Annotated in this window: 21 protein-coding genes; 9 read left to right on the top strand and 12 right to left on the bottom strand. The window is 64.5% G+C overall.

The features are described from left to right. Positions 1-156 precede the first annotated feature (156 nt). The 4 genes from AUL38_RS15265 to AUL38_RS15250 form a co-directional block, all read right to left on the bottom strand. Positions 157-1071: a LysR family transcriptional regulator gene (locus tag AUL38_RS15265; protein ID WP_059063426.1), complete on the bottom strand. Its 915-nt coding sequence runs from the start codon at positions 1069-1071 to the stop codon at positions 157-159. 17 nt (positions 1072-1088) lie between these two features. Continuing rightward, positions 1089-2564, bottom strand: coding sequence for an amidase (locus AUL38_RS15260; RefSeq protein ID WP_235590751.1), 1476 nt, complete (start codon positions 2562-2564; stop codon positions 1089-1091). Between the two features lie 3 nt (positions 2565-2567). Then, the gene (locus tag AUL38_RS15255; protein WP_059063424.1) at positions 2568-3968 is read right to left on the bottom strand and encodes an MFS transporter; all 1401 of its coding nucleotides are present in this window, start codon (positions 3966-3968) and stop codon (positions 2568-2570) included. 171 nt (positions 3969-4139) lie between these two features. Next, positions 4140-5342, bottom strand: a complete 1203-nt coding sequence (locus AUL38_RS15250) for a multidrug effflux MFS transporter (protein ID WP_083506946.1) — start codon at positions 5340-5342, stop codon at positions 4140-4142. 228 nt (positions 5343-5570) lie between these two features. Between AUL38_RS15250 and AUL38_RS15245 the strand changes: the two genes are divergently transcribed. The 6 genes from AUL38_RS15245 (at position 5571) to AUL38_RS15220 (ending at position 15578) form a co-directional block, all read left to right on the top strand. Then, entirely contained in the window at positions 5571-6281 is a 711-nt protein-coding gene (locus tag AUL38_RS15245) for a triacylglycerol lipase (protein WP_201023770.1), read from the top strand. A gap of 120 nt (positions 6282-6401) precedes the next feature. Further along, entirely contained in the window at positions 6402-8135 is a 1734-nt protein-coding gene (locus tag AUL38_RS15240; RefSeq protein ID WP_059063422.1) for a sigma-70 family RNA polymerase sigma factor, read from the top strand. A gap of 185 nt (positions 8136-8320) precedes the next feature. Beyond that, positions 8321-12193 carry a collagen binding domain-containing protein gene (locus AUL38_RS15235; protein ID WP_059063420.1) on the top strand — a complete coding sequence of 1291 codons (3873 nt, stop codon included), beginning with the start codon at positions 8321-8323 and terminating at the stop codon, positions 12191-12193. A gap of 85 nt (positions 12194-12278) precedes the next feature. Continuing rightward, positions 12279-13829, top strand: a complete 1551-nt coding sequence (locus AUL38_RS15230; protein WP_059063418.1) for a SpaH/EbpB family LPXTG-anchored major pilin — start codon at positions 12279-12281, stop codon at positions 13827-13829. Between the two features lie 124 nt (positions 13830-13953). Continuing rightward, positions 13954-14925: a class C sortase gene (locus AUL38_RS15225; RefSeq protein WP_201023769.1), complete on the top strand. Its 972-nt coding sequence runs from the start codon at positions 13954-13956 to the stop codon at positions 14923-14925. Between the two features lie 35 nt (positions 14926-14960). Beyond that, a complete protein-coding gene (locus tag AUL38_RS15220; protein ID WP_059063414.1) occupies positions 14961-15578 on the top strand; it encodes a mismatch-specific DNA-glycosylase in 618 nt (205 codons plus the stop codon). A 6-nt stretch (positions 15579-15584) separates the two neighbouring features. Here AUL38_RS15220 and AUL38_RS15215 read toward each other — a convergent pair whose 3' ends face one another. The 5 genes from AUL38_RS15215 to glsA form a co-directional block, all read right to left on the bottom strand. Beyond that, positions 15585-15839, bottom strand: a complete 255-nt coding sequence (locus AUL38_RS15215) for a hypothetical protein (RefSeq protein ID WP_059063412.1) — start codon at positions 15837-15839, stop codon at positions 15585-15587. An 18-nt stretch (positions 15840-15857) separates the two neighbouring features. Next, the gene (locus AUL38_RS15210) at positions 15858-16127 is read right to left on the bottom strand and encodes a Rho termination factor N-terminal domain-containing protein (protein ID WP_059063410.1); all 270 of its coding nucleotides are present in this window, start codon (positions 16125-16127) and stop codon (positions 15858-15860) included. A 45-nt stretch (positions 16128-16172) separates the two neighbouring features. Then, positions 16173-16406, bottom strand: coding sequence for a hypothetical protein (locus AUL38_RS15205; RefSeq protein ID WP_059063408.1), 234 nt, complete (start codon positions 16404-16406; stop codon positions 16173-16175). A 59-nt stretch (positions 16407-16465) separates the two neighbouring features. Beyond that, positions 16466-16666 carry a hypothetical protein gene (locus tag AUL38_RS15200; protein ID WP_059063407.1) on the bottom strand — a complete coding sequence of 67 codons (201 nt, stop codon included), beginning with the start codon at positions 16664-16666 and terminating at the stop codon, positions 16466-16468. A 228-nt stretch (positions 16667-16894) separates the two neighbouring features. Further along, positions 16895-18700 carry a glutaminase A gene (gene glsA / locus AUL38_RS15195; RefSeq protein ID WP_059063405.1) on the bottom strand — a complete coding sequence of 602 codons (1806 nt, stop codon included), beginning with the start codon at positions 18698-18700 and terminating at the stop codon, positions 16895-16897. A 236-nt stretch (positions 18701-18936) separates the two neighbouring features. Between glsA and AUL38_RS15190 the strand changes: the two genes are divergently transcribed. Next, entirely contained in the window at positions 18937-19404 is a 468-nt protein-coding gene (locus AUL38_RS15190) for a MaoC/PaaZ C-terminal domain-containing protein (RefSeq protein ID WP_201023768.1), read from the top strand. A 237-nt stretch (positions 19405-19641) separates the two neighbouring features. Here the strand turns inward: AUL38_RS15190 and AUL38_RS15185 are convergent, their stop codons facing one another. Next, positions 19642-20142, bottom strand: a complete 501-nt coding sequence (locus AUL38_RS15185) for a septum formation family protein (RefSeq protein ID WP_059063401.1) — start codon at positions 20140-20142, stop codon at positions 19642-19644. Between the two features lie 156 nt (positions 20143-20298). Next, complete coding sequence (locus AUL38_RS15180) at positions 20299-21738, bottom strand: dicarboxylate/amino acid:cation symporter (RefSeq protein WP_059063398.1); 1440 nt, start codon at positions 21736-21738, stop codon at positions 20299-20301. A gap of 160 nt (positions 21739-21898) precedes the next feature. Between AUL38_RS15180 and AUL38_RS15175 the strand changes: the two genes are divergently transcribed. Next, positions 21899-22387: a YajQ family cyclic di-GMP-binding protein gene (locus tag AUL38_RS15175; RefSeq protein WP_059063396.1), complete on the top strand. Its 489-nt coding sequence runs from the start codon at positions 21899-21901 to the stop codon at positions 22385-22387. 54 nt (positions 22388-22441) lie between these two features. Next, complete coding sequence (locus AUL38_RS15170; RefSeq protein WP_153006627.1) at positions 22442-23149, top strand: hypothetical protein; 708 nt, start codon at positions 22442-22444, stop codon at positions 23147-23149. A gap of 93 nt (positions 23150-23242) precedes the next feature. Here AUL38_RS15170 and AUL38_RS15165 read toward each other — a convergent pair. Beyond that, a partial coding sequence (locus tag AUL38_RS15165; RefSeq protein WP_153006626.1) for an ABC transporter permease occupies positions 23243-23969 on the bottom strand: 727 nt, incomplete at its 5' end.

Raw genomic sequence — 23969 nt, 5'->3', positions numbered from 1 at the left:
TGGGAGAGTAGGACACCGCCGAACATTTATTGGGGAAGGCCCGGAGCAATTGCGCTCCGGGCCTTTCGTCATTTCAGGACTCCTCGCGAGTGACTGAGATGAGGGATACAGCACTACACCTCCTCCTCGCGGAGGGGGTTTTGTTGTTTCTCGCAGCTAGAAGCCGGGCTCAGAGGTCAGGCCCTCGGCCTGACGGAGCCCATCGACGAGGTACTGCGCAAGCGTCGTGTGGGCGGCCGCGCTGTAGCGGACGAGTCCGAGTGGCGACTGCTTGATGTCGTCTGTGAGGGCGAACTCCGCGACGCCATCATCGCGCCGCTGCTGACTCGTTGACAGACGATGGTGCATGATCGAAAACCCGTGTCCGCCGGCAACGTACGCACGCACCAGTTCGTAGGACACTGCAGATCGCACCACCTCAGGCTGCTGCCCGATCGAACCGAAGTAGGCCGAGTAACGCTCGGCGCTGTGCGATGTGTCCATGAGGATGAACGGGTATGCGCTTACCTCGCGCAGGGAGATCCCGTCAGCGGGGTCGCGGTCACCAAAGAATCCTTTGGCCGCGATGACGTGTGGCGAGAACCGGTCCAGCTCATCGAAATGGAATCGTGAGTCGAGGCTCGCGTCGTACATGAGCGCCCAGTCGATCCTGCCCGCGGTGAGCGCCGTCGCGAGCTCCTGCAGGTCGCCCTCGACGAGCTCTACCCGTTTCAGGTCGCAGAGGGGTTCGAGGATCGACAGTACTTGCAGCGCGAAGCGAGGCGCGAGGGGCGTGTAGATTCCGATGCGAAGTTCACCAATGAACGCGTCGGTGGCCGTAGCGAGGGTCATTCGCCCGAGTTCCTCAACGACCTGCCGGGCATGTCCGGCGAGCGCAACACCGCGTTCGGTCAGCCGTACTCCCTTGCCCGTATGACGTACGAGCAAGGGAGCGCCGACTGTCTTCTCGAGGTTTCGGATCGAGCTCGAGAGGGCGGACTGCGACAGGTGCAGCGCTTCAGCCGCCCTCGAGATGCTGAGAAATTTCGAGACCTCGAGGAAGTGCTGGAGCTGCGCCGTCGTGGGAAGCATGCGTTCGATCTGACCAGCTATGCCGGAAGCGGTGCAAACGACGTCAGGTCGGGGGATCCGACTGCGGGGAGGAGCCGTTGGATCGCCCGCGACACTGTGAAGACCATGCGCTCATCATACGGGTGCCCGATGATCTGTGCAGACGTGGGGATCCCCGAAGGTGAGATCCCCATGGGGAGTGCCATGACTGGGCAGCCGTTGGCAATGTTAAACGGGAGCGTCATGTGCGCTTTCATCAGCACTGCCTCGTGGACGCCGTCGACGTCAAAGCCCGCCCGAATGTCCTGGTCGGCGGCGAGCAGTTCGGCACCCTGTGTCGGCGTAATGAGGACATCGAAGCCCTGCATCGTGGCCGCGATCGCCTGCTGCACCGCAGCGTCGGCGCGCAGCGAGTCGATGAGGGTGGAACGGCTCGCTGCTGCGGCGGAATCGATGAGCACTTCACGGACGTACTGCGTGGCGGCCTGAGGGTCGTCTCCGATGCTTTCGGCGATGACCTGGGAGATGATCTGCCCAAAGTGCATCTGCGCGGTTTCGACGATGGTGTCACTCGACACCGGAAGCGAGACGTCCACCACCTCAGCGCCAGCGGCGCGAAGCGTCTCCGCGAGTGCCGCGAAGTCGCTTGCGACCGCGGCACTCACGGGGAAGTCGCCGGCGCGCAGGTCCATCGCGATCCGCAGCTGCGACAGGTCGGCACTGTGCCCGAGGAAGTCCGGTGCGCCGGTTGGCCCCCAGGACCGATGGTCTGCGGGATGCCTGCCCGCGATGAGGCCGTGCAACAGCGCCATGTCATCGACGGTCCTGGCCAGACCGCCGTCACCCCGGTAAGTGTCCGCACTGAGCGCTCCGACGCCGGGCACGCGGCCGTATGGGGCCTTGTAGCCGACGACACCACAGAATCCTGCGGGAACACGCGTCGATCCCCCGATGTCCGATGCGGTTGCGAGGATGGTCATGCCCGCGGCAAGTGCGGCGGCGCTGCCACCCGAGGACCCGCCGGGTGTTGCCGAAGGGTTCCACGGATTTCGCGTGACCCCCCAGAGCGTCGAATGCGTGAAGGTGCTCGCCGAGAACTCGGGGGTCGTGGTGCGGGCGTGGACAATCGCGCCTGCGTTCCGGAGCCGAGTGATGAGCGGATGATCCGCGGCTGCCCGCCGCTCAGCCCACGGCGTGTAGCCCTCGCTGTGACGTTCGCCGGCAAGGAAGTGCTTCTCCTTCGCCGCGATCGGGATCCCGAGGAGCGGCGGCGGCGTATCGCCGCTGCGGCGGAGCCCAGCGAAGATCTCCTGTGCCTCGAGCGCACTTGCCATTGCCGCTTCTGGGAAGACCTCGGTCAGCGCGTTGACGCCGCCCTCGTGATCCCCGTTGTACTGCTCAATCTGTGAGAGCACGCTCTCCATCACGTCCACCGGGGAGATCTCCCCGGAGACGAGACCCGGCCGCAGCGCGGCAGCTGAAGCGAACGCGAGGTCGCGTGTCGGTGTAGTCATGGGTTACGCCCCCTCGCCGGTCATCTCGCGGCGGTGCGGCGATCCCTTCGGGGCCTTCAACGGGTGTGTTTCTGGAACGTCGCCGAAGATGAGCAAGAGGAGGATCACGGCGGCGAAGGCCGCGGCGTAGATGCCCGGTGCGATCGCGTGCCCGGTGACGCCTACGAGCCAGGTCGCGAGCAGCGGCGCGGTGCCGCCAAAGATGCCGTAACCCAGGTTGTAACTCAGCGCTGCGGAGGTGAAGCGGACCTTCGTGCTGAACACCTCGACAGCGAACGGGTAGGCGCCGGCAGAGAACACGAGAACGGCGAGGCCGAACAGGAGCTGCCCGATGATCCCGGACACCATGGTGCCGCGTGACAGGATCAAGAAGGCGGGAAGCGCGAGCAGTACCGTTGCCGTTGCTCCGAATAGCATCATGGGTCGGCGGCCCACGCGGTCGCCCAGGAGGCCAAGTACCGGGGTGGAGGCAGCGATGATGAGTACCGTAATGGAGGTCACCGTCAACGTCTGGACGTGCGTGAGGCCCGCGGTGGTCTGCAGGAATGCGACGAGGTAGCCGCTCGTGTAGTAGAAGCCGAGCGCAATGAGCCCGGTGAGTAGGATGACCTGCACCATCGTTCGCACCTGCATGCGCGGGCGGGCGGGCTTGACCGTGGCGGCAGCGGCAGCGGCGGCCTCAGCGCGGCTCGCGCGGAGAAACTCCTCCGACTCTTCGGTGCGACTGCGGATCCAGAGCCCAACCAACGAGAGCGGCAGAGCGACGACGAAGGGAATGCGCCAGCCCCACGCCGCGAATGCCTCGGCGCCCATGTTCGTCTCCAGGAGAAGGAGGAATACGGAAGACACCACGACCGGGATCGACGACGCGGCGAGCACCACTCCGAGCCACAGGCCGCGGCGGTTCAGCGGCGCGTGTTCGAGCGCGAAGGTCGGTGCCCCAACGGACTCCCCACCTGCCGAGAACCCCTGCACAAGCCTGAAGAAGAGCAGCGCGAACGGCGCGGCTATGCCGATTGTGGCGTACCCGGGAAGCAAGCCAATGCCCGCGGTTGCGATGCCGATGAGCAGGATCGTGACAAACAGCACCACCCGACGGCCGTGGCGGTCGCCCATGCGGCCAAAGAACAGCCCGCCCAGCGGGCGTACAAGGAACGCAACCCCAAACGTGGCAAAGGTCGCGAGCAGTGCAACCCAGGAATCCGTCTCCGGGAAAAAGACCCGGGACAGCGTGACCGCGGAGATGGAGTACAGCCCGAAGTCGTAGAACTCGATGAACTGGCCGACCGCGCCGCCAAGCAGCACGCGCCGCTTCATCTGCCTGTCGGGCGTCGGGGACGCGCCTCCCGCCGGAACGGGCGGACGTGCGTGAGCTGGGGGATCAACCTCAAGGGTATTCGACATGCGATCCTCGTTTGCGGGTTCGTGGGTGCAGACGCTGGGCCGTGCACGGGCGGTCGACGGTGACGCGCTCCGCTAACAGTATCCGTGGGATTGGGCCGATTGTTCCCGCTGAGAATGCGTTACGAATGCATCGAAAAAACCGAAGCACTCAGCCCCGCCCTGCAGCGCGGATTATAGCGAACGCTTCGCCGCCCCGCGCGCGACGAGCACGCTGAGCAGCAGCGCGGCAACCGCGATGACGAGCAACGTGGTGATCCAGACCAGCGGGCCGGCGGTCGCCGCCACTACGATCGCCGACGTGGCAACTGCGCCCAGCATGTACTGGGCGGCGCCAATGAGCGCGGACGCAGATCCAACGCCCTCGGTGATCGCCGACATGCAGAGTGCCATGAGCGGCGGCTCGAGCAATCCCAGGCCGAGCAACGCGATCCCGAACCCGAAGACTGCGAACCAGAGCGGCGCACCCGTCCAGGTGCCACTAAGCGCGATGAGGGTTCCGCCGAACATGACAGTGGCGCCTGTGAGCATAAGCCGGACGCTTCCGAGCGCATCAACGAGGCGGTGCGCAAGGATCGGGCCCGCAAGCCCGATGAGTGCGCTGATCGCAAAGACAGTGCCAAAGCTGCCGGGTGTGAGCCCGAAGAAGCTCTGATAGACGTACGATGCTCCGCCGAGGTAGGCGAACAGCATAACGAAGGCGGCAATGAGCGCGGAGAGTGGCAGCAGGAACGCCCGATTGCGCAGGATCGCGCCGTATCCGCGGAGAATCGGTCCGAGCGACACCTTGCTGCGCAGCTCGGGTTGCAGCGGCTCCGGGAGGAACCTCCACACGACAAGTAAGGCAAGCACGCCGATGCCGGCGAGGGTGCCGAACACCGCGCGCCAGCCAGCGGCCTCATCGATAAAACCTCCGAGGACCGGGGCGATGATCGGAGCGATCATGCCGACGCTCATCAGCACCGAGAAGAGCCGGGTTGCCGCGTCGCCGGTCGCGCTGTCCCGGACCGCGCTGTTGGCGGCAACGAAGGCGACCGCGGCGCCAGCGCCCTGCAATAACCGAGCGGCGACGAGCACAGTCATCGTCGGGGCGAGAGTCGCGAGTATCGATGCAAGCACGAAGACTGCGATCCCCAGCAAGATGGGACGGCGGCGGCCCACCGCGTCTGTCAGCGGACCAGCGACGATCTGCCCCAACCCCAACACGACGAGATAGCCCGTCAGCGTGAGCTGCGTCGCCCAGTCAGGTGCGTCAAACTCGGCCCCGATGCTCGGGAGCGACGCGAGATACGTGTCGATCGCGAACGGCCCGAGTGCGACCACGCTGGCCAGAGCAAGAACGAAAGTGGGTGAGGGGCGGTGCGGGGTGTGTTGCATGATCCACTGTCATCGAAAGGACCCGATGCGTCGGGCGACCATCACAGGGTAACACCCGCCCTCCGGGGGCAGAGAAGCCTATGAGCGGGTCTGCGCGAGGCGGCCGGGGGTTCATTGCCCTGTGGATCGTGGTGAGAGAATCCTCAATATTCCTGGCGCATCACTGCAGTACCTGGTTAGCCTGTGCTGAGGGAACGTGTTGCGGACAGCCCAACGAACGGAGTCGGTGTGCAGAGTGCGAAGCCGCGCCGGGTGAGCCGAGCAAGGCGGCTCGGGTGGTGGGCCGCTGACTACGTCTACGCGGGGCTGTGGCAGGTGCGTTCATTCCTGTCGCGTGCGGATCCGCGGGAGTTCGCGAACGGCACAGAGCGGCCGGTGCTCATCCTGCCGGGGGTCTACGAAGGATGGCGGTTCATGCTTCCGCTCGTGCGCGACCTGCACTCCCGGGGGCATCCCGTGCACATCGTTAAGGAGCTGGGCCGCAACCGGGCGCCAGTGCTCGACGGGGCCCGGCTGGTGGATGCCTACCTCGCCAAGACCGAACTCACCGACGTTGTGCTCGTCGCCCATAGCAAGGGCGGCCTTGTCGGGAAACAGCTCATGTCGTTTGGTGCCTCTGCGCCGCGGGTGCGATCCATGGTGGCGATCGCAACGCCGTTTGTCGGATCCCGGTACGCGAGATTCATGCTGAATCCGACCTTGCGGGCGTTCGCTCCAGGCAACGCGACGCTCGCTGCGCTGGGACGGTCCATCGAGGCAAATGGCCGGATCGTATCGGTGTTTCCTTTGTTCGATCCCCACATCCCAGAGGGGAGCGAACTTGTAGGAGCCCGCAACGTCAGAGTGCACACTGCCGGACACTTTCGGGTGCTTTCAGACCCGCACGCCCTGGCGGAAACGCGGTTGGCTGCCAGTGGTGAGCTTCGGTCGGTCGACTAGTGACGCACAGCGCTTGCGGGTCTGTGGCCCGTGATCCACCACCAATCGCAGTATGCAGTTCCGTGCGCGAAGCCACTTAAATGAGTGAAATTGCATTGCTGGTTGCTAGCATTAGCAGCTGTGCTGGAGCATCCGAAGGACAACGGCGACGGAGAGATCACCGATGCCGAGCTTTGCGATGCTGTTCGAAACGGCGAAGCCTGGCCGTTCGCCGTGCTGTGGGAGCGGCATTATCGTCCCGCGTTGAACTGGGCCCGCACCAAAGACGCCGCCAATGCGGAGGACGTCGTCTCTGACGCATTTGACGCCGTCTACCGTGCGCTTCTTCGGGGAGGCGGCCCAACAGACGCGTTCCGCAGCTACCTGTTCCGGACGATCAACAGTGGCTTCTCGCGAGTCTGGACCGAAGCGCAGCGATCAGTCGGCATCGACGACTTCGACGCGCCTGACGAACGTATTGCATCGGCTGAAACACTGTTCAGCGAAACCGAGGAGCAGGCCGCCGCTGCCGCCGCCCTCGAAGACCTGCCCCTTCGTTGGAAACGGGTGATTCTCGAAGTCGACGTCGGGGGTAGGCCCGTCCAAGAGGTCGCCGAGGAACTCGAACTCTCCCCAAACTCCACAACGGTCCTTCTCAAGCGTGCCCGCGAGGGGCTCAAGAAGTCGTGGCTCAAACGTATGCACCCGAATGGAGGACTTTCGGGTGACTGTGCGGCCTGCGTGGCGCAGTTCTCGGAGCTTCGTTGGGGAAAGCGCAACGGCAGTGGCCGCGGGAAAGCCAAGGAGCATCTCGAAGGGTGCCCTGGGTGCCGGTCCCGCTGGAGTCGCTTTGCGGAGCAAGCGACGGGCGGGGGGATGGTGAGTACCAGCGTCATCGCTATGAACCGCAACTGGAAACGTAAAGCGGCCGTGGCAGCCGTCGCCGGTGTGGCAACGGTCGGACTCGTCGCGGTCGCAGTCGGCGTCGCCTTGCCTACGCTGACTCGCTTGCCGGAAACGCTTCCAGGGCCGACGCCAGGAGCGTCGGAGGGAATCTCGGGAGGGGAAAAGGAGGTGCTGCCGAAGGGCGGCTCTGGTGCCGGCGGTGCGAGCTCCAGGGGCAGCAACTCACAGAGCCAGGGCGGCTCCGCTGCCAGCGGCGATCGGCCCGCCCCGAATAACGGGATGTTTCTCGGTGAAGCAGGAAACGAGTCGACTCAGCCGCCGGACGGCGAAGGCGCTGCGGGGTCAGCACAGGGGTTTGAGATCCCAAACAGCGCTCACGTGAACGTCAACGACTTGGATCTTGACGGTGACGGAACGCCTGGGGCTCCGACGAACGAAGTATGGTCGCGGTGGGGCGTCGCGTTCGCGCAGAAAGTCGACGTGGTTGAGCCGGACCAGGGGATAGCCGGAGCGAAGTTTCGGCTATGGGCGAGCGACCTGTCGGACGGGTGTCTCGACAATGCAGACCTCACACTCGTTTCCGCCCCTGACGGGGCTGAGTTCGTCGCCGAATCCGGTCCTGGCGGCGTAATTGAGCTGCCACCACTCTGGGTTGGCGATGATGAGGCCAGCGGTGGTGCATATCAGAGCGGACTCTCGCAGCGCTGCTACGTGCTCAAGGAGATAGCTGCCCCAAAGGGCTACGTGCTTCCCGAGGAAGGCGAGCGCCGCACTGAGATTATTGCGAAGGTCGCACCTGAACCTGCCGAGCGGTCAACAGTGCTGATCCCCAACCGCAAATCAGCCTGGTACGCGCTTTCGAACACCGGCGCCGGCTCGCAGCTGCTGATGGTTGGGGGCGGCGCCCTCGTCGTATCCGCAGTGGGAATCGTGCTTCTTGCTCGCGGGAGCAAGCGGCCGAAGGCCTAATTTTTCTGGCGCATGCCGCCGTCGACTGCCAGGGGATCCCTGTGGTGCCTAGAAAATCACCCGCAAAAAAGTTTTTCAGGAACCGCGTCACATTTCGTTCCTTGCGCGCTCTATTCCTGTGAGCGACGTTTTCCGAGATGATTGCTCGGGTTATTCTGTAAAACTTGGGGGGAAGCATGGCCGCAATGCGGCGCGCTGTAAAGCGCAAGAAAACACTTGTCGGCACCGTCGCCGCGATGATGAGCGCACTCGTGCTCCTCACCGGCATCGGTGCTCCGGCTTTTGCGGCGGCAGAGGACGTTTCGGTCGCCATTCGCCCACTCGACACTGAGGTTCGGTCGGGCGAGAACATCTCGTTTGAGGTGTTGTGGCAGTGCGGTAGCACGAACTCGCCGCAGTGCAACGGCGGCAAGATCGAGGTACCCGTGCCGCTCGGTCAGCCCGACAACCTCGAGTTCGACGTTGAGAGCTACACTGCCGTGACGATCGGCGGGGTGTCATACCCCGTGCAGGTCGAAGGCACCGGCGCGACTCGCAAGATCGTCTGGAACCTCCCGCCGAGCATGTCAGGCTCGAATGCTGGAACGGTGACGTTCATGCTGAAGACCCAGAACTGGGTCACGCCCGACGGCACGACGGTGACTCCTACAGCAACCGTTACCTCGAGCCTCGGTCAGGCCCAGGCAACCTCGGCACCGGCCGTCGTCACCGCAGATCTCGATCTCAAGCTTCAGAAGACGAAGTACGCTCCGGCAGAGGATCCCTACGTTGGCAGCGACACGACCTACAGCATCCGGGCAGGCTACCCGCGCCAGTGGAGCGCGAACGGCTCATACACGCCATACGGCAACATGTGTAAGGAGCCAGGCCTCTGGGCGATGAAAGACCTTGTCGTCGTCGACAAGCTGCCGGCAGGAACGGTGTTCAAGTCTGCAAACCTTGGCGGTGTTTACGACGCGCAGAACCACACCGTGACGTGGAACCTTGGTGACTCGGCCCAGGTTGACGCCGCCGGAATCGCAAAGTGCGACGCGAGCGGGTTTGGGCAGGAGATGCTCGTCACGGTGAACTACCCGGAGGCAGCCTTCACCGACGCCGCGAACAACCACGTGCTGCAGACGAACACCGCAACGGCGACGTCGAAGCCGTGGCTCCGCCCGCAGACAACCCTCGAAGCCGATGCTGCCGCGTCGCACTATGTGCGCATTGGTTATGACGGCAAATTCGTCGTGCAAAAGGGCATCTCCTACGCGCAGTCGAACACGATCTCGCGTCAGTTCTGGCGCGGAGCGACTGGCGGCTGGGGTGACTGGGTGCGCGGCTACCTCCACTCGTACAGCATCAAGGGCACGGGGAATGCGAGCGGCACCTGGTCGCTCGTTGATGTTCTCCCGTGCGGCTGGACCTCCCCAACGGACGCTAGCTCGACTGACTGTGCGACTCCCGCCTACAAGGACCTCGCGTTCGGTGCAAACGGCAGCATGTCGAAGCTCGACGTGCACTGGACAACGAACCAGGGCCGCTCAGGTGTCTGCACCATTCCCGAGGGCGTCGCTGCCGGCGACAGCACGATCCGCTACTGCGATGGGCTCTCCAGCTACAAGTCCATTCCGATGCAGAGCGGCGAATGGATCACGAAGTTCTGGCTCGACGACAACCCCGTCAAGGGTGGAACCGACGGGAAGCTGTTGCTCTTCGGTACGGTAAGCAAGGACCTCCCGCTCGACAACTCGCAGGCCGTCGCTGACGGCGACTACCAGCCGCACTTCCTCACCACGGGAACGGCGCAGCCGACCCCGCTGCAGGGAGTCACTCCCGCCTCGGCGCACCCGCTGTGGGCGACCGTTGAGAACTGCCTCGCCGACAACACAGTGAAGTGGAACGGCGGCAGCATGACGACGAACGGCACGCTCGTTGATCCGAACCGCGAGGGTAGGTGCGGGTACAACCGCATCGTCCGAGACCCCGTCGAGATCTTCACCGAGAAGCGGATGTACAACCCCAAGACCGCGACCACGATCCCGCAGAAGCAGGCGCAAGCGATGGTGCAGCCGGGGGATGCGCTCCGCGTCGAGATCGTGACAAAGCGCTCAAGCTATTACTCAAACTTTGACGAGGATCTAACCCGTAGGTTCACGCCGACAGCCACTGAGGTGCTTCCTGAAAACCTTGTCTTGGATCCGGCAGACCCCGAGAACCCTGTCTACCTGGGCCTTGAGGGAACGCCGAACCGCCCGGCGTCGGCGGTCATCGCGAAGCTTGGCGAACCGCGTGTGACTGTCAGCGATGTGCAGATTGACGGAAAGACGCGTACTCAGATCGTTGTGGACTTCCCGAACGTTGCTGCAGGTGGCGGGCTCGGCATCTATGACGCGACACTTCGCATTCCCGACGTTCTCACGGTCGGCTTCGACGTGAGAGTGAAGGACAGCACTCCAGCGGGGACGTCGAAGAACTACTCACTCGTGCAGGCTGCAGAGGCTGCCACTGGCTACCTCAGCTGCGAATCGCCAAGCCGCTACGCTGACCCGAAGGTGCCGAGCGCGACTACCACCTGGGCCGACCTGAGCTTCAACAACTCCGTACAGGGTCCCGACGCCGACACCGGGTGTCGTGCTGAGAAGCCCTACACCGTTGTCGAAGGCCCCGGCATGGGGTCGCAGAAGCAGGTGAAGGGTGCATATGACGCAGAGTACGTGCCGTCGCCCGGCGTTGGGTCGACCGACGGTGAGGGCAAGGCAAGCTACCGCATCCCGGTGACGAACACGGGCAATGTCGACATGCGTAACGTGGTTGTCTACGACCTCCTGCCGCGTGTCGGAGACCGCGGTGTACGGCCCGGCGCAGATGCGCGCGGTTCAGAGTTCAACGTCTTCATGACCGGCCCAGTGACAGGCCTGCCCACTGGCACGTCAGTGCAGTACTCACAGGCTGCCCAGCCGTGCCGCGGCGAGCTCGCGGGCAACGGCGGCGGGACGAAGACAAGTGCGCCTGCTGGGTGCACCGACGACTGGAGCACCGCTCAGCCAAGCGACTGGTCAACAGTCACGGGGATCCGCCTCGACTTTGGCACACGGGTATGGAAGCCGGCTGACTCGTTCACCGGAACCTTCCCCGCCGAGGTCGGGGAGGGCGGCGACCTCACAGGTATCGCGTGGAACAACGTCGCGATCGCTGCGAACCGGCAGTCTGATGGCAGCCCGCTGCTCCCGAGCGAGGCATCGAAGGTGGGGCTCCAGCTCCTCCCAGACCTCTCGTGGCGCAAGGTCGACGGCGCTGACACTGCAACGCTCCTCGGTGGTTCCGAGTGGACCCTCACCCCGGTTGTTCCCGCAGATGGCGTCGCGCCGGTCGGTGATTGGCCGCGCACGATCACTGATTGCGCTCTCGCCGACACCTGTGGTGAGGATCGGGATCCCGGAATTGGCAGGTTCACGCTGAAGGGGGTGCCGTGGGGAACCTACGATCTCACCGAGACGAAGGCCCCATCAGGGTATGTCATCGCGTCGGAACCGGTCCGCATCGTTATCGGGCGTGGAAAGCTGAATCGCGCAAGCTGGACCTACGAACTCGGCACCGTCGAGAACTTCAAGCCAGGCGTTGAGTTGACCTGGGAAAAGGTCGATCCGCAGTCGAAGCGTCTCGCAGGATCTCAGTGGGATCTGGTCCCAGTCGATGGCAGCGGCGCACCCATCACGGGTGCGACGACAATGTCGATCACCGACTGCGTTGCGGATTCCGCTGAGGAGTGCACTGGACACGACATCGATCCGGTCGCGGGCAAGTTCAAGCTGCGCAACGTGCCGGCTGGCACGTATCAGCTCGTCGAGACGAAGGCACCGGCCGGGTTCGTGAAACTTGACACGCCAATCTCAGTGACCGTCGGGGGCGACTCAGCTGTCGCAGTCGGCGAGATCGAGAACCGGCAACTCGAGGTGCCAGCGCTCCCGCTCACCGGTGGCATCGGTTCGTATCTCTTCTTCATCGGTGGGGGCCTCTTCATCGCCCTGACCGCCCTCCTAGTGACGCGCTCGGCACGAGCCCGCCGCCTTAGCTAACTTCTCACAACCTCTCCGCGGTCGCAGTACCGCTGCCGCGGAGAACCCAACTGCCGTTCATCGGTAGCTCAGAAAGGAAATATCCATGTCACAGAACACTGCATCGCGCGCTATGCGTCGCGGACTCGCAGCCTCGGCGGTCTTGGCCGTTGGCGCGCTCGGGTTGTTTGCTGGTGGTTCGGCCGCATACGCGGAGAACATCGACACTGCAGCTGATGGCTCGCTCACGATCCACAAGTTTGAGACCCCGGGCGGCGGCGTCATGAACCCTGACGGTTCAGGAAACGCGCCGACCTCCGCGCCGATCGACGGCGTGGTCTTCGAGTACTGCACGATCGACGGCATCGACATCCTCGACGGCACCAACACCGGGTGGAACACCGTCCGCGCGGTCACTGAGGCGCAGCTCATCGGTGCGCGCTCCGGCGTCGCGCTCGGCGCGCACACGCTCTCGAACTGCACCGAGCTCCCCGCAACCGTCGCAGGCGTGGCGAAGAGCGAGCGGATGCCGCTCGGCGCCTACCTCGTTCGCGAGAAGTCGGCACCCGCAAACGTGACGAAGAAGGCCGAGCCCTTCATCGTCACGATCCCGACCCCCGGCATCAACAAGGGTGAGGGCGACGGCACGTGGGTGTACGACGTGAACCTCTACCCGAAGAATGACATCGGCGACAAGCCATCGAAGACGATTCAGAACCAGCCGGGCAACGGCTTCGTGCTGGGCTCCGACGTGAGCTACTCGATTTCGCAGAAGACCCCCGCGGTCACCGGTGACGTCTACTCGAAGTTCATTGTCACGGATACGCTCGACCCGCGCCTCGCGGGTGAAGCTGCGCCAGTGGTATCCGTGAACGGCACGCCGCTCGCCGCGGGCGCTGACTACACGGCCGAGTGGACGAAGGCCGGCACGCCCGAGCAGTCGACCCTCACCGTCACCCTCACCGGTGCGCTTGCCGACCTGAAGGCCGGCGACGTCGTCAAGGTCGATTTCAACGCGAAGGTGACGTCACTGGGAAACGGCGAAATCGCCAACCAGGCAATCGTGAACGTGAATGATCTCGATCTGGATGGCGATGGCGAACCCGGTACACCCACCGACGAGGTGTGGACCCGCTGGGGCAAGGTCATGATGAAGAAGGTTGACGCGGACGCGACCGGCAAGGGCCTCCAGGGCGCAGAGTTCAAAGTCTACATGAGCGAGAAGGCAGCTGACTGCCGCCTCGATACTGGCCTCACCCCTGTCACCAACGCAGACGGCAGCGATCTCATCGCGTCCTCGGGAGCTGACGGCATCATCACGATCCCCGGTCTCTGGATCGGTGACGACGAGCTCGCAGGTGGCACCAAGACCAACGGTCTGACCGAACGCTGCTACGTGCTTGAAGAGGTCAAAGCGCCAAACGGCTTCGTGCTTCCCACGGGCGACGACGCGAAGAAGGAGGTCATCGTGACCGCCGGCGACGTGACCGAGGTTCCCGCGGCCTACGAGATCCCGAACAAGCAGCAGGGCGTGCCCGAGCTGCCACTGACCGGTGCTGCCGGCCAGGTACTCATGGTCGTTGGCGGCTTTGCTCTCGTAGCGATCGCAGCCGGCTCTGTCATGGTTGCTCGCCGGAAGCAGAACGCCGGCGCGTAACACCCGCAGCGGGGGCGCGCACTGCGCCCCCGCTCTCAGACTGCCGGCTCGGCAAGAGGCACCCCCACCCCCACCCCGGGACAGTTGATGCCGAGCCGGTTCTGGCCCGTAACCGAGGAGTATCATGAATCGCCACGCAGCGCAGTCGCCGCAGTTCCCCACTGCGAACACACGGGCGGAGCGAGCTCCCTACGGGGCCAAGCCAGGGCCGGGGGCCGGCGCAGTGAGTCGCCGTTCCCCGTCCCTCGCCACATGGATTACAGTCGCGTGCTGGATGCTCGGGGTGACGATCATGCTGTATCCGACGACGGCTGCATGGTTCTCGCAGTACAACCAGGCCTCGCTCGTTGGGATGTACGGCGATCAACTCGCGGAGACCGCGCCAGACGTTGCGACGCAACTCAGCGAGGCCTACAGCTATAACGAAGCGCTTTCCTCGGGCGCGCTCTTGGCCGCCGGAGCGAATGTCGCCGTCGGGTCAGGCCATGTGAGCGGCGAAGGAGCCAGCTACACAGACCAACTTTCCACGCCGAGTGGCGTGATGTCTCGACTGCGGATCGAGAAGATCGGCGTCGATCTCCCGATCTACCACGGGACTGCGGAGGACACCCTGCTTCGCGGGCTTGGCCACCTCGAAGGGACGTCGCTTCCCGTCGGCGGAGAAAGCACCCGGTCAGTCATTACAGGCCATCGGGGCCTTGCGAGCTCACGGATGTTCACGGACCTCGACAAGATTGTTGTCGGCGACACGTTTACTCTGGAGACCTTTGGCGAGGTGCTCTCGTATCAGGTGACGGACGTTGTTGTTGTCGAGCCAGACCAAACGGAGACCCTGCACCAAGAGGCCGGCAAGGATCTCGTGACATTAATCACCTGCACGCCGCTTGGAGTAAACAGTCATCGAATCCTCGTCACGGGCGAACGGATCACGCCGACGCCACCTCGCGATCTTCACGCTGCGGGATCGTCGTCTGGAGTTCCAGGCTTTCCGTTCTGGGCGCTAGCGTTTGGCGGCGCTCTGATAGTTGCCGGAGGGTACGTGTATTGGACTGTGAAGCCGGTCCGTCGCACAGCAGAGAACCGCAGCGAGGCATAGCGCGAGGGGAAGCCCTGTCGACGTAGACTGTCTCAATGAGCGACCGTCGACCTCCACCGCTCGGGGGGAGTAAGCCCAAGACTGCAGACCTCGCCCAGTTCGCGACGCCCAATCCGCACGCGCTCGATGACGTTCTGCCCCCGCCGGGCTCGGATCCGCTGCGGCTGTTGATCGTCGGGGTAAACCCGGGGCTATGGACGGCCGCGGTGAACGCGCCCTTCGCGCGACCGGGGAATCGGTTCTGGCCGGCGCTGCACAGGGCGGGTCTCACGGACTACCTTGTCGACGCTTCGCGCGGGTTGAGCGCAGCGGATGAGGCGCATCTGCTCGGTCGTGGCATCGGGATCACGAACCTAGTGGGGCGCGCCACCGCCCGCGCGGATGAACTCAGTCGGCAGGAACTTACCGAAGCGGCAGCCAAGCTCGTTGAACGGGTCCGCAGGATCGCCCCCGAGCGAGTGGCAATCGCGGGCATCACGGCCTTCCGTCAGGCGTTCGGGCTGCCGAAGTCGCAGCTCGGAGAACAGCAGCTTGGCTACATCCCTGGTTGGCCCGCCGGGGTGCGGTTGTTTGTCGTTCCGCAGCCCAGCGGGCTCAACGCGCACGAGACAGTGGAGACGCTTGCCGAGAAGTGGCGGGCTGTTCTCGCATAGGTTGCGCTACTGTGGCGCTGGAGCGAGCTGCTCGACGAGCTCCTCAAGATCAGCATCTGGGAGACGCAGGCCCATTCGATCGAGGCGGGCGCTGAGTTCGGCTCGTACCTCGTTTGGGGTGAGCTGCGAGGAGATACTGCGTACCTCGACGAGTACCTCGGCGACTGCCTCGATTTCTTCGAGGGGACGGTCGGCGAGAGCCGGGAGTTGCGCGGCTTGGGAGTCGTCCAAGCCGCGGTTCGGTTCGGTGTGTTCTTTCATGTGAGCTCCTCTACCTGGTTAGGCGTGCTCTCGAAGCAGCCGGATGAGTTCGTGTTTGCGTTTGTTCGAGTACCCACTGAGGCCCAGCTCCTTAGCGCGCTGTTTGAGCTGTGGGACCGTGCGATCTTCGTAGTCTGTGGCAGTGGCTCCGCGCCTGCCGATCACGCTCCGCCCGTCCCGCGCGGCGGCGTTCGAGATCCGTGCTGCCTTCTCCTCGGAGGCGCCGTCCTCTCGGAGACGATCGTAGAGTTCGGGGTCTTTGAGCTGTGGGGTCATGCGCGTCGGCATACGTTCATTCCTTTCAGCAGGGATAGTGGCTCGAGCTGTGGCGAGTTACCGAGACTTCACCGGCGGCCCAGGTTTCGGCTTGGCGCGCTGCGCAGGAGAGCTCGCAACGTCTTCGCCGAGCTCATCGAGGACGTGGGCGCCGTCGGTGACGGTGGTCTCGACGCTCGCGCGCTCGGCGGAATCTTGGAGTTCCTGCTCAGTGCGGGGGTCTGTGAGGCCCGTTTCGGAGAGCTCCTCCTCTGCGGACCGTTCTTCGTTCGGGTGTCCCGACTCATTCATCTCATGCTCCCTTCGCCTGTCGTGGATGCGCGGTGATGCTGATGCAATCGCGAAGTCGCTCAATCTGGCGGATCGAGCGAGATGAGCTCCTCGTCTTGTCGTTCAGGGGCGCCTGGGCGACGTGCTCCTGGCGCGGACTCCTCCGTCTCGAAGGCATCGGCGCCCTCATTGTCGTCGAGCTCAGGGTGGGCGGCGGAATCTCGCCCCTCGTCGGGGTCGTCTTCGGTGTTCGGCGTGTGTTGCCTGTCTGCGAGCATCATGCACTCCCTCCGTCGTGGTCTTTCGACGCTAACAGCGGGGATGCGCATGTCAAGCAGCCCGGAATCTCATAGAAACGACGCGCGCACTGCGGATCCGCGTGCTGGTGCGCCCATCGTCATCGTGCTCCGACCCAGCCCATTGGCGTTCTCACTGCCGGCGCCCAGTTTCAGGCACGTTTCCTGGACGTTTAGTCACAGCCGAGGCCGAGCAAGTGTAGGGAGGTCGGACTAGTCGCGGATACGCGCTGCCTTGGCTCGTGTGAGCCGATCCACACGGAGGTATGCGTCGCGTGAGAGCGCTCGCCACAGCTGCACCGCCAGCGCCGGATCCTCGCGCTCAAGCTCTTCTATGCCTTCAGCGTCAAGAACCATGAGTTCGACAGGCCCCTCCGCCTTCGCGGTGGTCTCCTGTCGTTCGTCAGCGCCGAGCGTCAACTCACCGAAGCTCATCCCCGCACCGAGGGTGCGCAGCCGGAAGCGGGTGCCGTCAGTGTGCGACGCGATGATGCTGATCGCGCCCGAGACTATGAAAAACACGCCGCCAAAGCGCTGGCCCACCCGGCGAATGACCTCGCCGTCGGCGCAGTGGCGTGGGACCATGCGGGCCGCGAGCCGTGCGGCGTCGTCGGTTGAGAGGGGCGCGAGCACGGGCGAGTCAGCGACTGGAACTGAACGGGGGAGAGAACTTGACGCTCCGTAACGTTCGAGCAGCAGCTGCTCACAGTGCGCAATCGCGCGGTCGTGGGAGTCAAAAACCGTGTAGCTCGTCGGGTCGACCCCGGCCAGCACACCCTCAGGATCGACGAGGAGGATCCGGCGGTTCGAGTGCACGAGCTGCGCGAAGCTCGCGTCGATCATGCGCACGCCAGCATCACCGACCTCGTCCACGTCGCGGACATCGACGACAAGCACGTCGGCGCCGGGATCGAGGTCGCTGAGCTCGCGGACTACGGTCTCTGTCCCCGCGAAAAAGAGATCGCCTGTGAGCTCCAGCACGAGTGCGCGGCTGCCATGCTCCTCGAGTACTTTCGCAGCCTCCTCAGTGCGCCGAATGTTCGATGGCTCCTGATCAATGGTGTGGCTCGACTTGATTGCGGACCGGCCAACACGTGCAGATCGCACAAAATGCATCTGCAGGTCTGAGGAGATTCTCCGGCACGCTGCCGCTCCGCGCACGCTGTTGCCATGCTTGTCGAGCAGCGGCGAGTAAACAGCCAGACCCACCTGCCCGGGCAGCACCGCGATGATCCCGCCACCAACGCCAGACTTCGCAGGCATGCCGACGCTCGTCGCCCAGTCACCAGCATCGTCGTACATGCCTGAGGTCATCATGACTGAGAGCATGCGCTCGACGGCCTCGTACGGAAGCACCTCTGCGCCTGTCACTGGGTTTGTCCCGCCAGCAGCGAGCGTCGCAGCAATCATCGCAAGATCGCGTGTGTCGACACGAACCGCGCACTGCCGCAGGTACGTTTCGAGGGCCTTCGTTGGGTCGCCCTCGATGACTCCAGCAGAGCTCAGCAGGTACGCGAGGCCGTGATTGCGGTCGCTCCTGGCCCGCTCGGCACGGTATTCGTGCCCATTGCTGCGGAGCTTGCGTGCCGCGAACTCTGAGTATGTGTGTTCGATGCGTTGGATCGGGGATCGCCCGCCGGAGCCCTTGATGAGCGAGGCAACGGCGATCGCCCCTGCATTGATCATTGCGTTCGCAGGGCGGCCAGTCTCCGGGTTCGAGGAGAGCTCGTTGAATGGATCACCTGAAGGTTCGACATCGACGTGCGCATCAACAGCTTCCATACCGAGGTCTGCGATCGCGAGGCCGTAACTCAGCGGTTTCGAGATGGACTGCAGTGAGAAATCGGTGCGCGTAGTGCCCACCTCGTAGATGTGGCCATCGACGGTGGCCAGGGCAATGCCGAAGTCATCGGGATCGGCCTCCGCGCTCGACGGGCCGACGCTGTAGGGCGTGCCATCGCGAAGCTGCGCGAGCTCGGCATGCACCTCGCGCAGGTAACTCAGTACCGGCGACTCCATACCTGGAGCATAGCGGGTGACTGTGGCTGGGCTGCGGCGACCCATGCGGATGTTCCGGGGCCGGACGCGATCGGTGTCCCTTGACAGCGGGCAGCGCGTGCGGGTTAATGGCTATACATTCGTATCGAAAAAAGGGGAGTGTTGATGGTGCAGGCACAACCGATGCTGAGCGGTTCGCCCGAGGCGGCTCGAGCCTCTCTCGGGCAGCAGGCGCGGCGATGAAGGGCGAGGAGGGCGTGACTCACGCCCGCCCCGCAGCAGCGGAACTCGTCTATGCGGAGGACATGCACGTCGGGCAGCAAGTCGAGTTGGGCAGCTATGAGGTGACTGACGCCGATCTCGTGGAGTTCGCCTCGGCGTGGGACCCGCAGTGGTTCCACGTAGACAGCGAGGCAGCCGAACAGGGTCAGTTTGGCGGACTCATCGCCAGCGGGATCCACACACTCGCCATTCTCACCCGGCTGACGTTTGAGGCCGTCGGGTACCGGTGGGCCATGATTGCGGGCAGGGGCTTCAAAGAGCTGAGGTTTCCCCGGCCGGTGCGACCGGGCGACGTGCTGACGGGCGAGGTGGTGCTGAGTGATATCGCGTTTGACGATCGCGAGCGAGCGCTCGTGACGACCCAGAGCACACTCGTGGAGCAGCACGGCAGGCCCGTCCTCACTGTGCAGCTCGAGGCGTATGTTCGCGCCCGCCCGCAGTGATCTGGCAGGAGCGCAAGGCCGTGAAACTCACCCCGTTGGTTCTCGCAGCCAACGTGTAGGTCAGCGGGCGATCCTGCGGTTGGGGGGTTGGCCAGCCGGGTTACCTGGGCTGACGCATCTGCGTGCAGACGGCTGCGCTGCAAACGTTCGACAACGGAGCGATTTCCAGCCAGCTCTCCGAACGGATCGAACGTTGGAACACGGAGATCGCTGGCTGATGAACACAGCGTGGGATGGCTAGCGGGCCGCCCCGCGCAGGCTGCCTGTGACGGGGCCGGCCGGATCGATGAGCACGCAGTTCACCGTGTGGTCACCGAAGTCGTTCCAGCCGGTTTCCGTTGGGGTGAGCGTGTAGAAATCGAGCTCAGAGTCGTAATAATCGATGCCAACGAAATCGGCGAACAGCGCGGTGCACCGTTCATCGCTTTCCTGCTCAATCACCTCGGCTTCGGGGAACCCAGTGCCCGCGAGTTCGAATTCGCCGAAGACCTCCTCATCGTGCACCTCGGAGCATGGAACAACGGGGACGTCGAAAACGACAGAGTCGCTTGTTTCGTTCAGGCAGTCGCCCACGGTGATGTCGGCGATGTCTGCCTGGGTTTCCTCGGGGGCAGTCGGCGTCTCGTCGGGGTACACGGCGGTGACCGGGAAGATGCTGCACCCGGCGAGCGCTGGCAGCAGGAGCGTGGTGCATGCCGCGCCAATTGCGACGCGGGTACGTGGGTGCTTCGCGAACATCGTTCGGTCCCTTCGTGCCCTCGCACGCGCGCGGGCAATCGTCTATTGCGCGAATAATTCTACCGGCACGCAGAAGAGTGCTGCCCCTCTCTGCTGGTGACACGAGCTGTATCGATGGCAGGGAAGGGCAGCACTCCGGGATCGGCTAGTGAGCGACTACCTTGCGGCGGTGGTCTCCTCTGCAGTAACTGCTGCGTCATCCTCATCGGTGTCGGTGTTGTCGAACGCGAGGCCCTGGCGGGGCGCGTTGTAGAGCCCCTCGTCGAGGATGCCTTCGCGCTTGGCGACGATTGTCGGGACGAGGGCCTGCCCGGCAACGTTTACTGCGGTGCGGCCCATGTCGACAATCGGGTCAACTGCGAGCAGCAGGCCCACGCCCTCGAGGGGCAGGCCGAGCGTCGAGAGTGTCAGGGTGAGCATGACCGTCGCGCCGGTGGTCCCCGCGGTCGCGGCGGAGCCGAGTACAGAGACCAGCGCGATGAGGAGGTACTGCACGAGCGACAGCTCGATGCCGAAGAACTGGGCGATGAAGATCGCGGATACTGCCGGGTAGATCGCGGCGCAGCCGTCCATCTTCGTGGTCGCGCCGAGCGGCACAGCGAATGATGCGTAGCCGCGGGGCACGCCGAGGTTGCGCTCGGTCACGCGCTGGGTGAGGGGGAGCGTGCCGATCGAGGAGCGGCTCACGAACCCGAGCTGCACCGCAGGCCAGACACCGGAGAAGTACTGCCGGATCGACAGGCCGTGTGCCTTGACGAGCACCGGGTACACAACGAACAGCACGATCGCGAGGCCAAGGTAGAGCACGGCCACGAACAGCGTGAGTGTGCCCATCTTGTCCCAGCCGTATTCGACAATCGCGTTCCCGATGAGGCCGAGGGTGCCGATCGGGGCGATCCGAATGATCCACCACAGCACCTTCTGGATAATTGTGAGCGCGGATTCGGTGAGCTGAATGAAGGGCTCGGCCTTCTTGCCGATCTTCAGGGCAGCGATGCCGACGGCTGCCGACACAACGATGACCTGCAGTACGTTGAAGCTCGCGTTCGCCGAGAGCGCGCCGGTCTCGAGGTCAACGCCGCCCGAGACACCGAGCCCGAGGAAGTTCTGCGGGACGAGCCCGGTCAGGAAGTTCCACCAGGTGCCCACCGTGTAGGGGTCGGCGGTCTCGAGGTTCGAGCCTGCGGCGGTCTCACCGGGCTTCAGCGTGACGCCCAGGGCGATGCCGATCGCCACCGCAATGAGTGCGGTGATCGCGAACCACAGCAGGGTCTGCCCGGCGAGGCGTGCGGCGTTCGTGACCTTACGCAGGCCGACGATGCTCGAGACGATGGCGGTGAAGATGAGCGGAACGACCGCCGCGCGAAGCAGCGTGACGTAGCTTGAGCCGATGACCTTGAGGGTTGCGTGTAGCCCGTTCGGGTTGTCGGCGGCGTCGTTACCGAGGTTGAGGGCGACCGCGCCGAGGACAAGGCCTAGGACCAGAGCCGCGAGGATCTGCCAGCCGAACGATGTCATCCACTTTGGCAGGCGGCGTTTGCCGCGGTCCGCGGGCGGAGCGGCGGGAGCTGCGGGTGGTGCTGCCGGTGACGACATGTGGATCCTTTCAGCGGGCGAGGCTCAGTCCGGAGTGGCTGAGCACAAAGAGCAAGCCTAGCAACACTTTCGCTTTTGTTATGCCACGCATTACCTTTTGTGACTTCTAGCGTGGTGGTGTCTGCTACGCAATGCCAGCCCTTTCGTCTACGCTGGGGGCATGGCTGATTCTTCATTTGACGTTGTGAGCAAGATCGACCCGATGGAGGTCGAGAACGCCGTGAACCAGGCCCGCAAGGAGGTCGAGCAGCGCTACGACTTTAAGGGCGTCGGTGCCGACGTGTCGCACTCGGGTGAGACGATCCTCATCAAGGCAAACACCGAGGAGCGCGCTCTCGCGGTGCTCGATGTGCTCCAGTCCAAGATCATCAAGCGTGGCATGTCGCTCAAGGTGCTCGACACCGGCGAGCCCTACGCGAGTGGTAAGGAATACCGCATCGAGTCGAAGCTCAAGGAGGGCATCGATCAGGCGACCGCGAAGAAGCTCAATAAGCTCATCCGTGACGAAGGCCCGAAGGGCGTGAAGTCGCAGATCCAGGGTGACGAGCTCCGTGTCTCCTCGAAGAGCCGCGACGACTTGCAGGCCACGATGGCGCTGCTCAAGGGCGCCGATATTGAGACCGCCCTGCAGTTTGTGAACTACCGCTAGGCCGGACTTCTCCCCGACCATGCAACGACCCCGGTTGCGTTCTATGCTGAGGCTATGAGTGCAACCGGGGTCGTTTTGCGTGTTCGCCGAGGCGCACGTGTGGCGCTCACCGCGCTTGTAGCAGGCGCGCTGCTGACCGCGTGTGCCGCTGAGTCCGCGCCGCCGAAGCCGCCAGTTACGAGCACCCCAGCCCCGGAGCCGACGGCGGAAGCCTGGGCGCGCTTCGGCGACCCCCGAACCCCCGGCTCCTTCGAAGTGCCGAGCGGGTGGAGCGTTGTTGAGAGCGACGAGTCAGAGCCCGAACACGAGATCTTCAGGTTCGATCTGCTTGACGAGAGCGGCACCACGCAGCTCAGATTCGCCCGCAAGGTGATGGGGCTGGGCGGCGGGTGCGCTGACCTTGCGCAGCAATTCACTGAGCTGGAGGTGTTGCCAATTGAGGTTCCTGGGTACGTCGCTGCCACAGGCGACTACGCGCCCAGCATCGCACCAAGTTTCACGTTCACTGTGCTGCAGGACGCGGACGATCCAGGCCTTCACGGCACGCTGGGAATTCGGGACAGCGAACCGGTCACGGACTGTTTTTATTACAACCTGGTGCGCACGGAGACTGCTCTGGTGAGCTTCGCAGACACGCTCAAGGTAACCGCCTATGACGCGCCGCGCCACTTCGCTACTATCGCTGAGGCGCGCGCCTATATGGACACCGAGCAATACGCCACGTTGAAGCGCGTACTGCTGTCGTTTCGCCTCGACGGCTGACGCGGGAAGACAACGTTGCGGTCGGGCCGAAGGGCGGGGCGGCCCAGCGCACCCCGCGCCGCGACGCCCTTCCCGCCCCAACTTCCCGCCGGTCTAACCGCTGAGCGCCGCCGTCGGGGAGACGCGGGCTGCGCGCCAGGCCGGGACGATGCCGGCGAGTGCCCCGACGATCAGGGTTGAGCCGACTGCCGCCGCGGGCACGTACACCGGCAGTGCGAACGGCAGGTCGCCGGCCGAGGCGAATGCCGCGGTCGCCGCGGCACCGATTGCCGCGCCGGCGATGCCGCCGAGCGCCGAGAGCACGAGCGCCTCGCCGAGGAACTGCCGCCTGATGTGTGCGCGACGCGCACCAATGGCCCGCCGCAGCCCGATCTCGCGGCGGCGCTCCATGACCGAGATGATCATGGTGTTGGCTACGCCGATGCCGCCAACGAGTAGCCCGAGCGAGCCGAGGCCGAGCAGCATGCCAGTGAACGTTTCGTCAGCGGCCCCCTTCGCCGCGAGCGCGTCTGACGGCCGCGACACCTTCACAGTCTCCGGTTGGTCGGGCGCGAGGGTCTGCGGCAGCAGCTCCCGTACCTCGGGCAGTGCCTCCTCGGCGGCCCGAAGATACAACCGGGTGGGTGCGTCGTCGTAGCCGAGGCGATCCTTCGCAACGGTCTCGCCGACGAGGGCCGACTGGTCGAGTTCGGGGGCGAGCGCGATTGGATCGAGGATCCCGATGACCGTAAACTGCTGGTTGCCGAGCCAGATCAGTGAGCCGGCCTGCTCAATGCCGAGCCGCCGAGCCGCGCCGTCGCCGAGCACGACCGACGGGTAC

The sequence above is a fragment of the Leucobacter sp. G161 genome, from assembly GCF_001482305.1.
Lineage (GTDB): Bacteria > Actinomycetota > Actinomycetes > Actinomycetales > Microbacteriaceae > Leucobacter.
Note: the sequence above shows the minus strand (reverse complement) of the source record. Positions and strands in the feature narration are given on the sequence as shown.

Coding starts and splice junctions, on each gene's coding strand:
- AUL38_RS15230 (WP_059063418.1), top strand. CDS start 12,279: ATGTCACAGAACACTGCATCGCGCGCTATGCGTCGCGGACTCGCAGCC.
- AUL38_RS15180 (WP_059063398.1), bottom strand. CDS start 21,738: ATGTCGTCACCGGCAGCACCACCCGCAGCTCCCGCCGCTCCGCCCGCG.
- AUL38_RS15225 (WP_201023769.1), top strand. CDS start 13,954: ATGAATCGCCACGCAGCGCAGTCGCCGCAGTTCCCCACTGCGAACACA.
- AUL38_RS15185 (WP_059063401.1), bottom strand. CDS start 20,142: ATGTTCGCGAAGCACCCACGTACCCGCGTCGCAATTGGCGCGGCATGC.
- AUL38_RS15170 (WP_153006627.1), top strand. CDS start 22,442: ATGAGTGCAACCGGGGTCGTTTTGCGTGTTCGCCGAGGCGCACGTGTG.
- AUL38_RS15215 (WP_059063412.1), bottom strand. CDS start 15,839: ATGAAAGAACACACCGAACCGAACCGCGGCTTGGACGACTCCCAAGCC.
- AUL38_RS15220 (WP_059063414.1), top strand. CDS start 14,961: ATGAGCGACCGTCGACCTCCACCGCTCGGGGGGAGTAAGCCCAAGACT.
- AUL38_RS15260 (WP_235590751.1), bottom strand. CDS start 2,564: ATGACTACACCGACACGCGACCTCGCGTTCGCTTCAGCTGCCGCGCTG.
- AUL38_RS15175 (WP_059063396.1), top strand. CDS start 21,899: ATGGCTGATTCTTCATTTGACGTTGTGAGCAAGATCGACCCGATGGAG.
- AUL38_RS15250 (WP_083506946.1), bottom strand. CDS start 5,342: ATGCAACACACCCCGCACCGCCCCTCACCCACTTTCGTTCTTGCTCTG.
- AUL38_RS15210 (WP_059063410.1), bottom strand. CDS start 16,127: ATGCCGACGCGCATGACCCCACAGCTCAAAGACCCCGAACTCTACGAT.
- glsA (WP_059063405.1), bottom strand. CDS start 18,700: ATGGAGTCGCCGGTACTGAGTTACCTGCGCGAGGTGCATGCCGAGCTC.
- AUL38_RS15235 (WP_059063420.1), top strand. CDS start 8,321: ATGCGGCGCGCTGTAAAGCGCAAGAAAACACTTGTCGGCACCGTCGCC.
- AUL38_RS15205 (WP_059063408.1), bottom strand. CDS start 16,406: ATGAATGAGTCGGGACACCCGAACGAAGAACGGTCCGCAGAGGAGGAG.
- AUL38_RS15265 (WP_059063426.1), bottom strand. CDS start 1,071: ATGCTTCCCACGACGGCGCAGCTCCAGCACTTCCTCGAGGTCTCGAAA.
- AUL38_RS15255 (WP_059063424.1), bottom strand. CDS start 3,968: ATGTCGAATACCCTTGAGGTTGATCCCCCAGCTCACGCACGTCCGCCC.
- AUL38_RS15200 (WP_059063407.1), bottom strand. CDS start 16,666: ATGATGCTCGCAGACAGGCAACACACGCCGAACACCGAAGACGACCCC.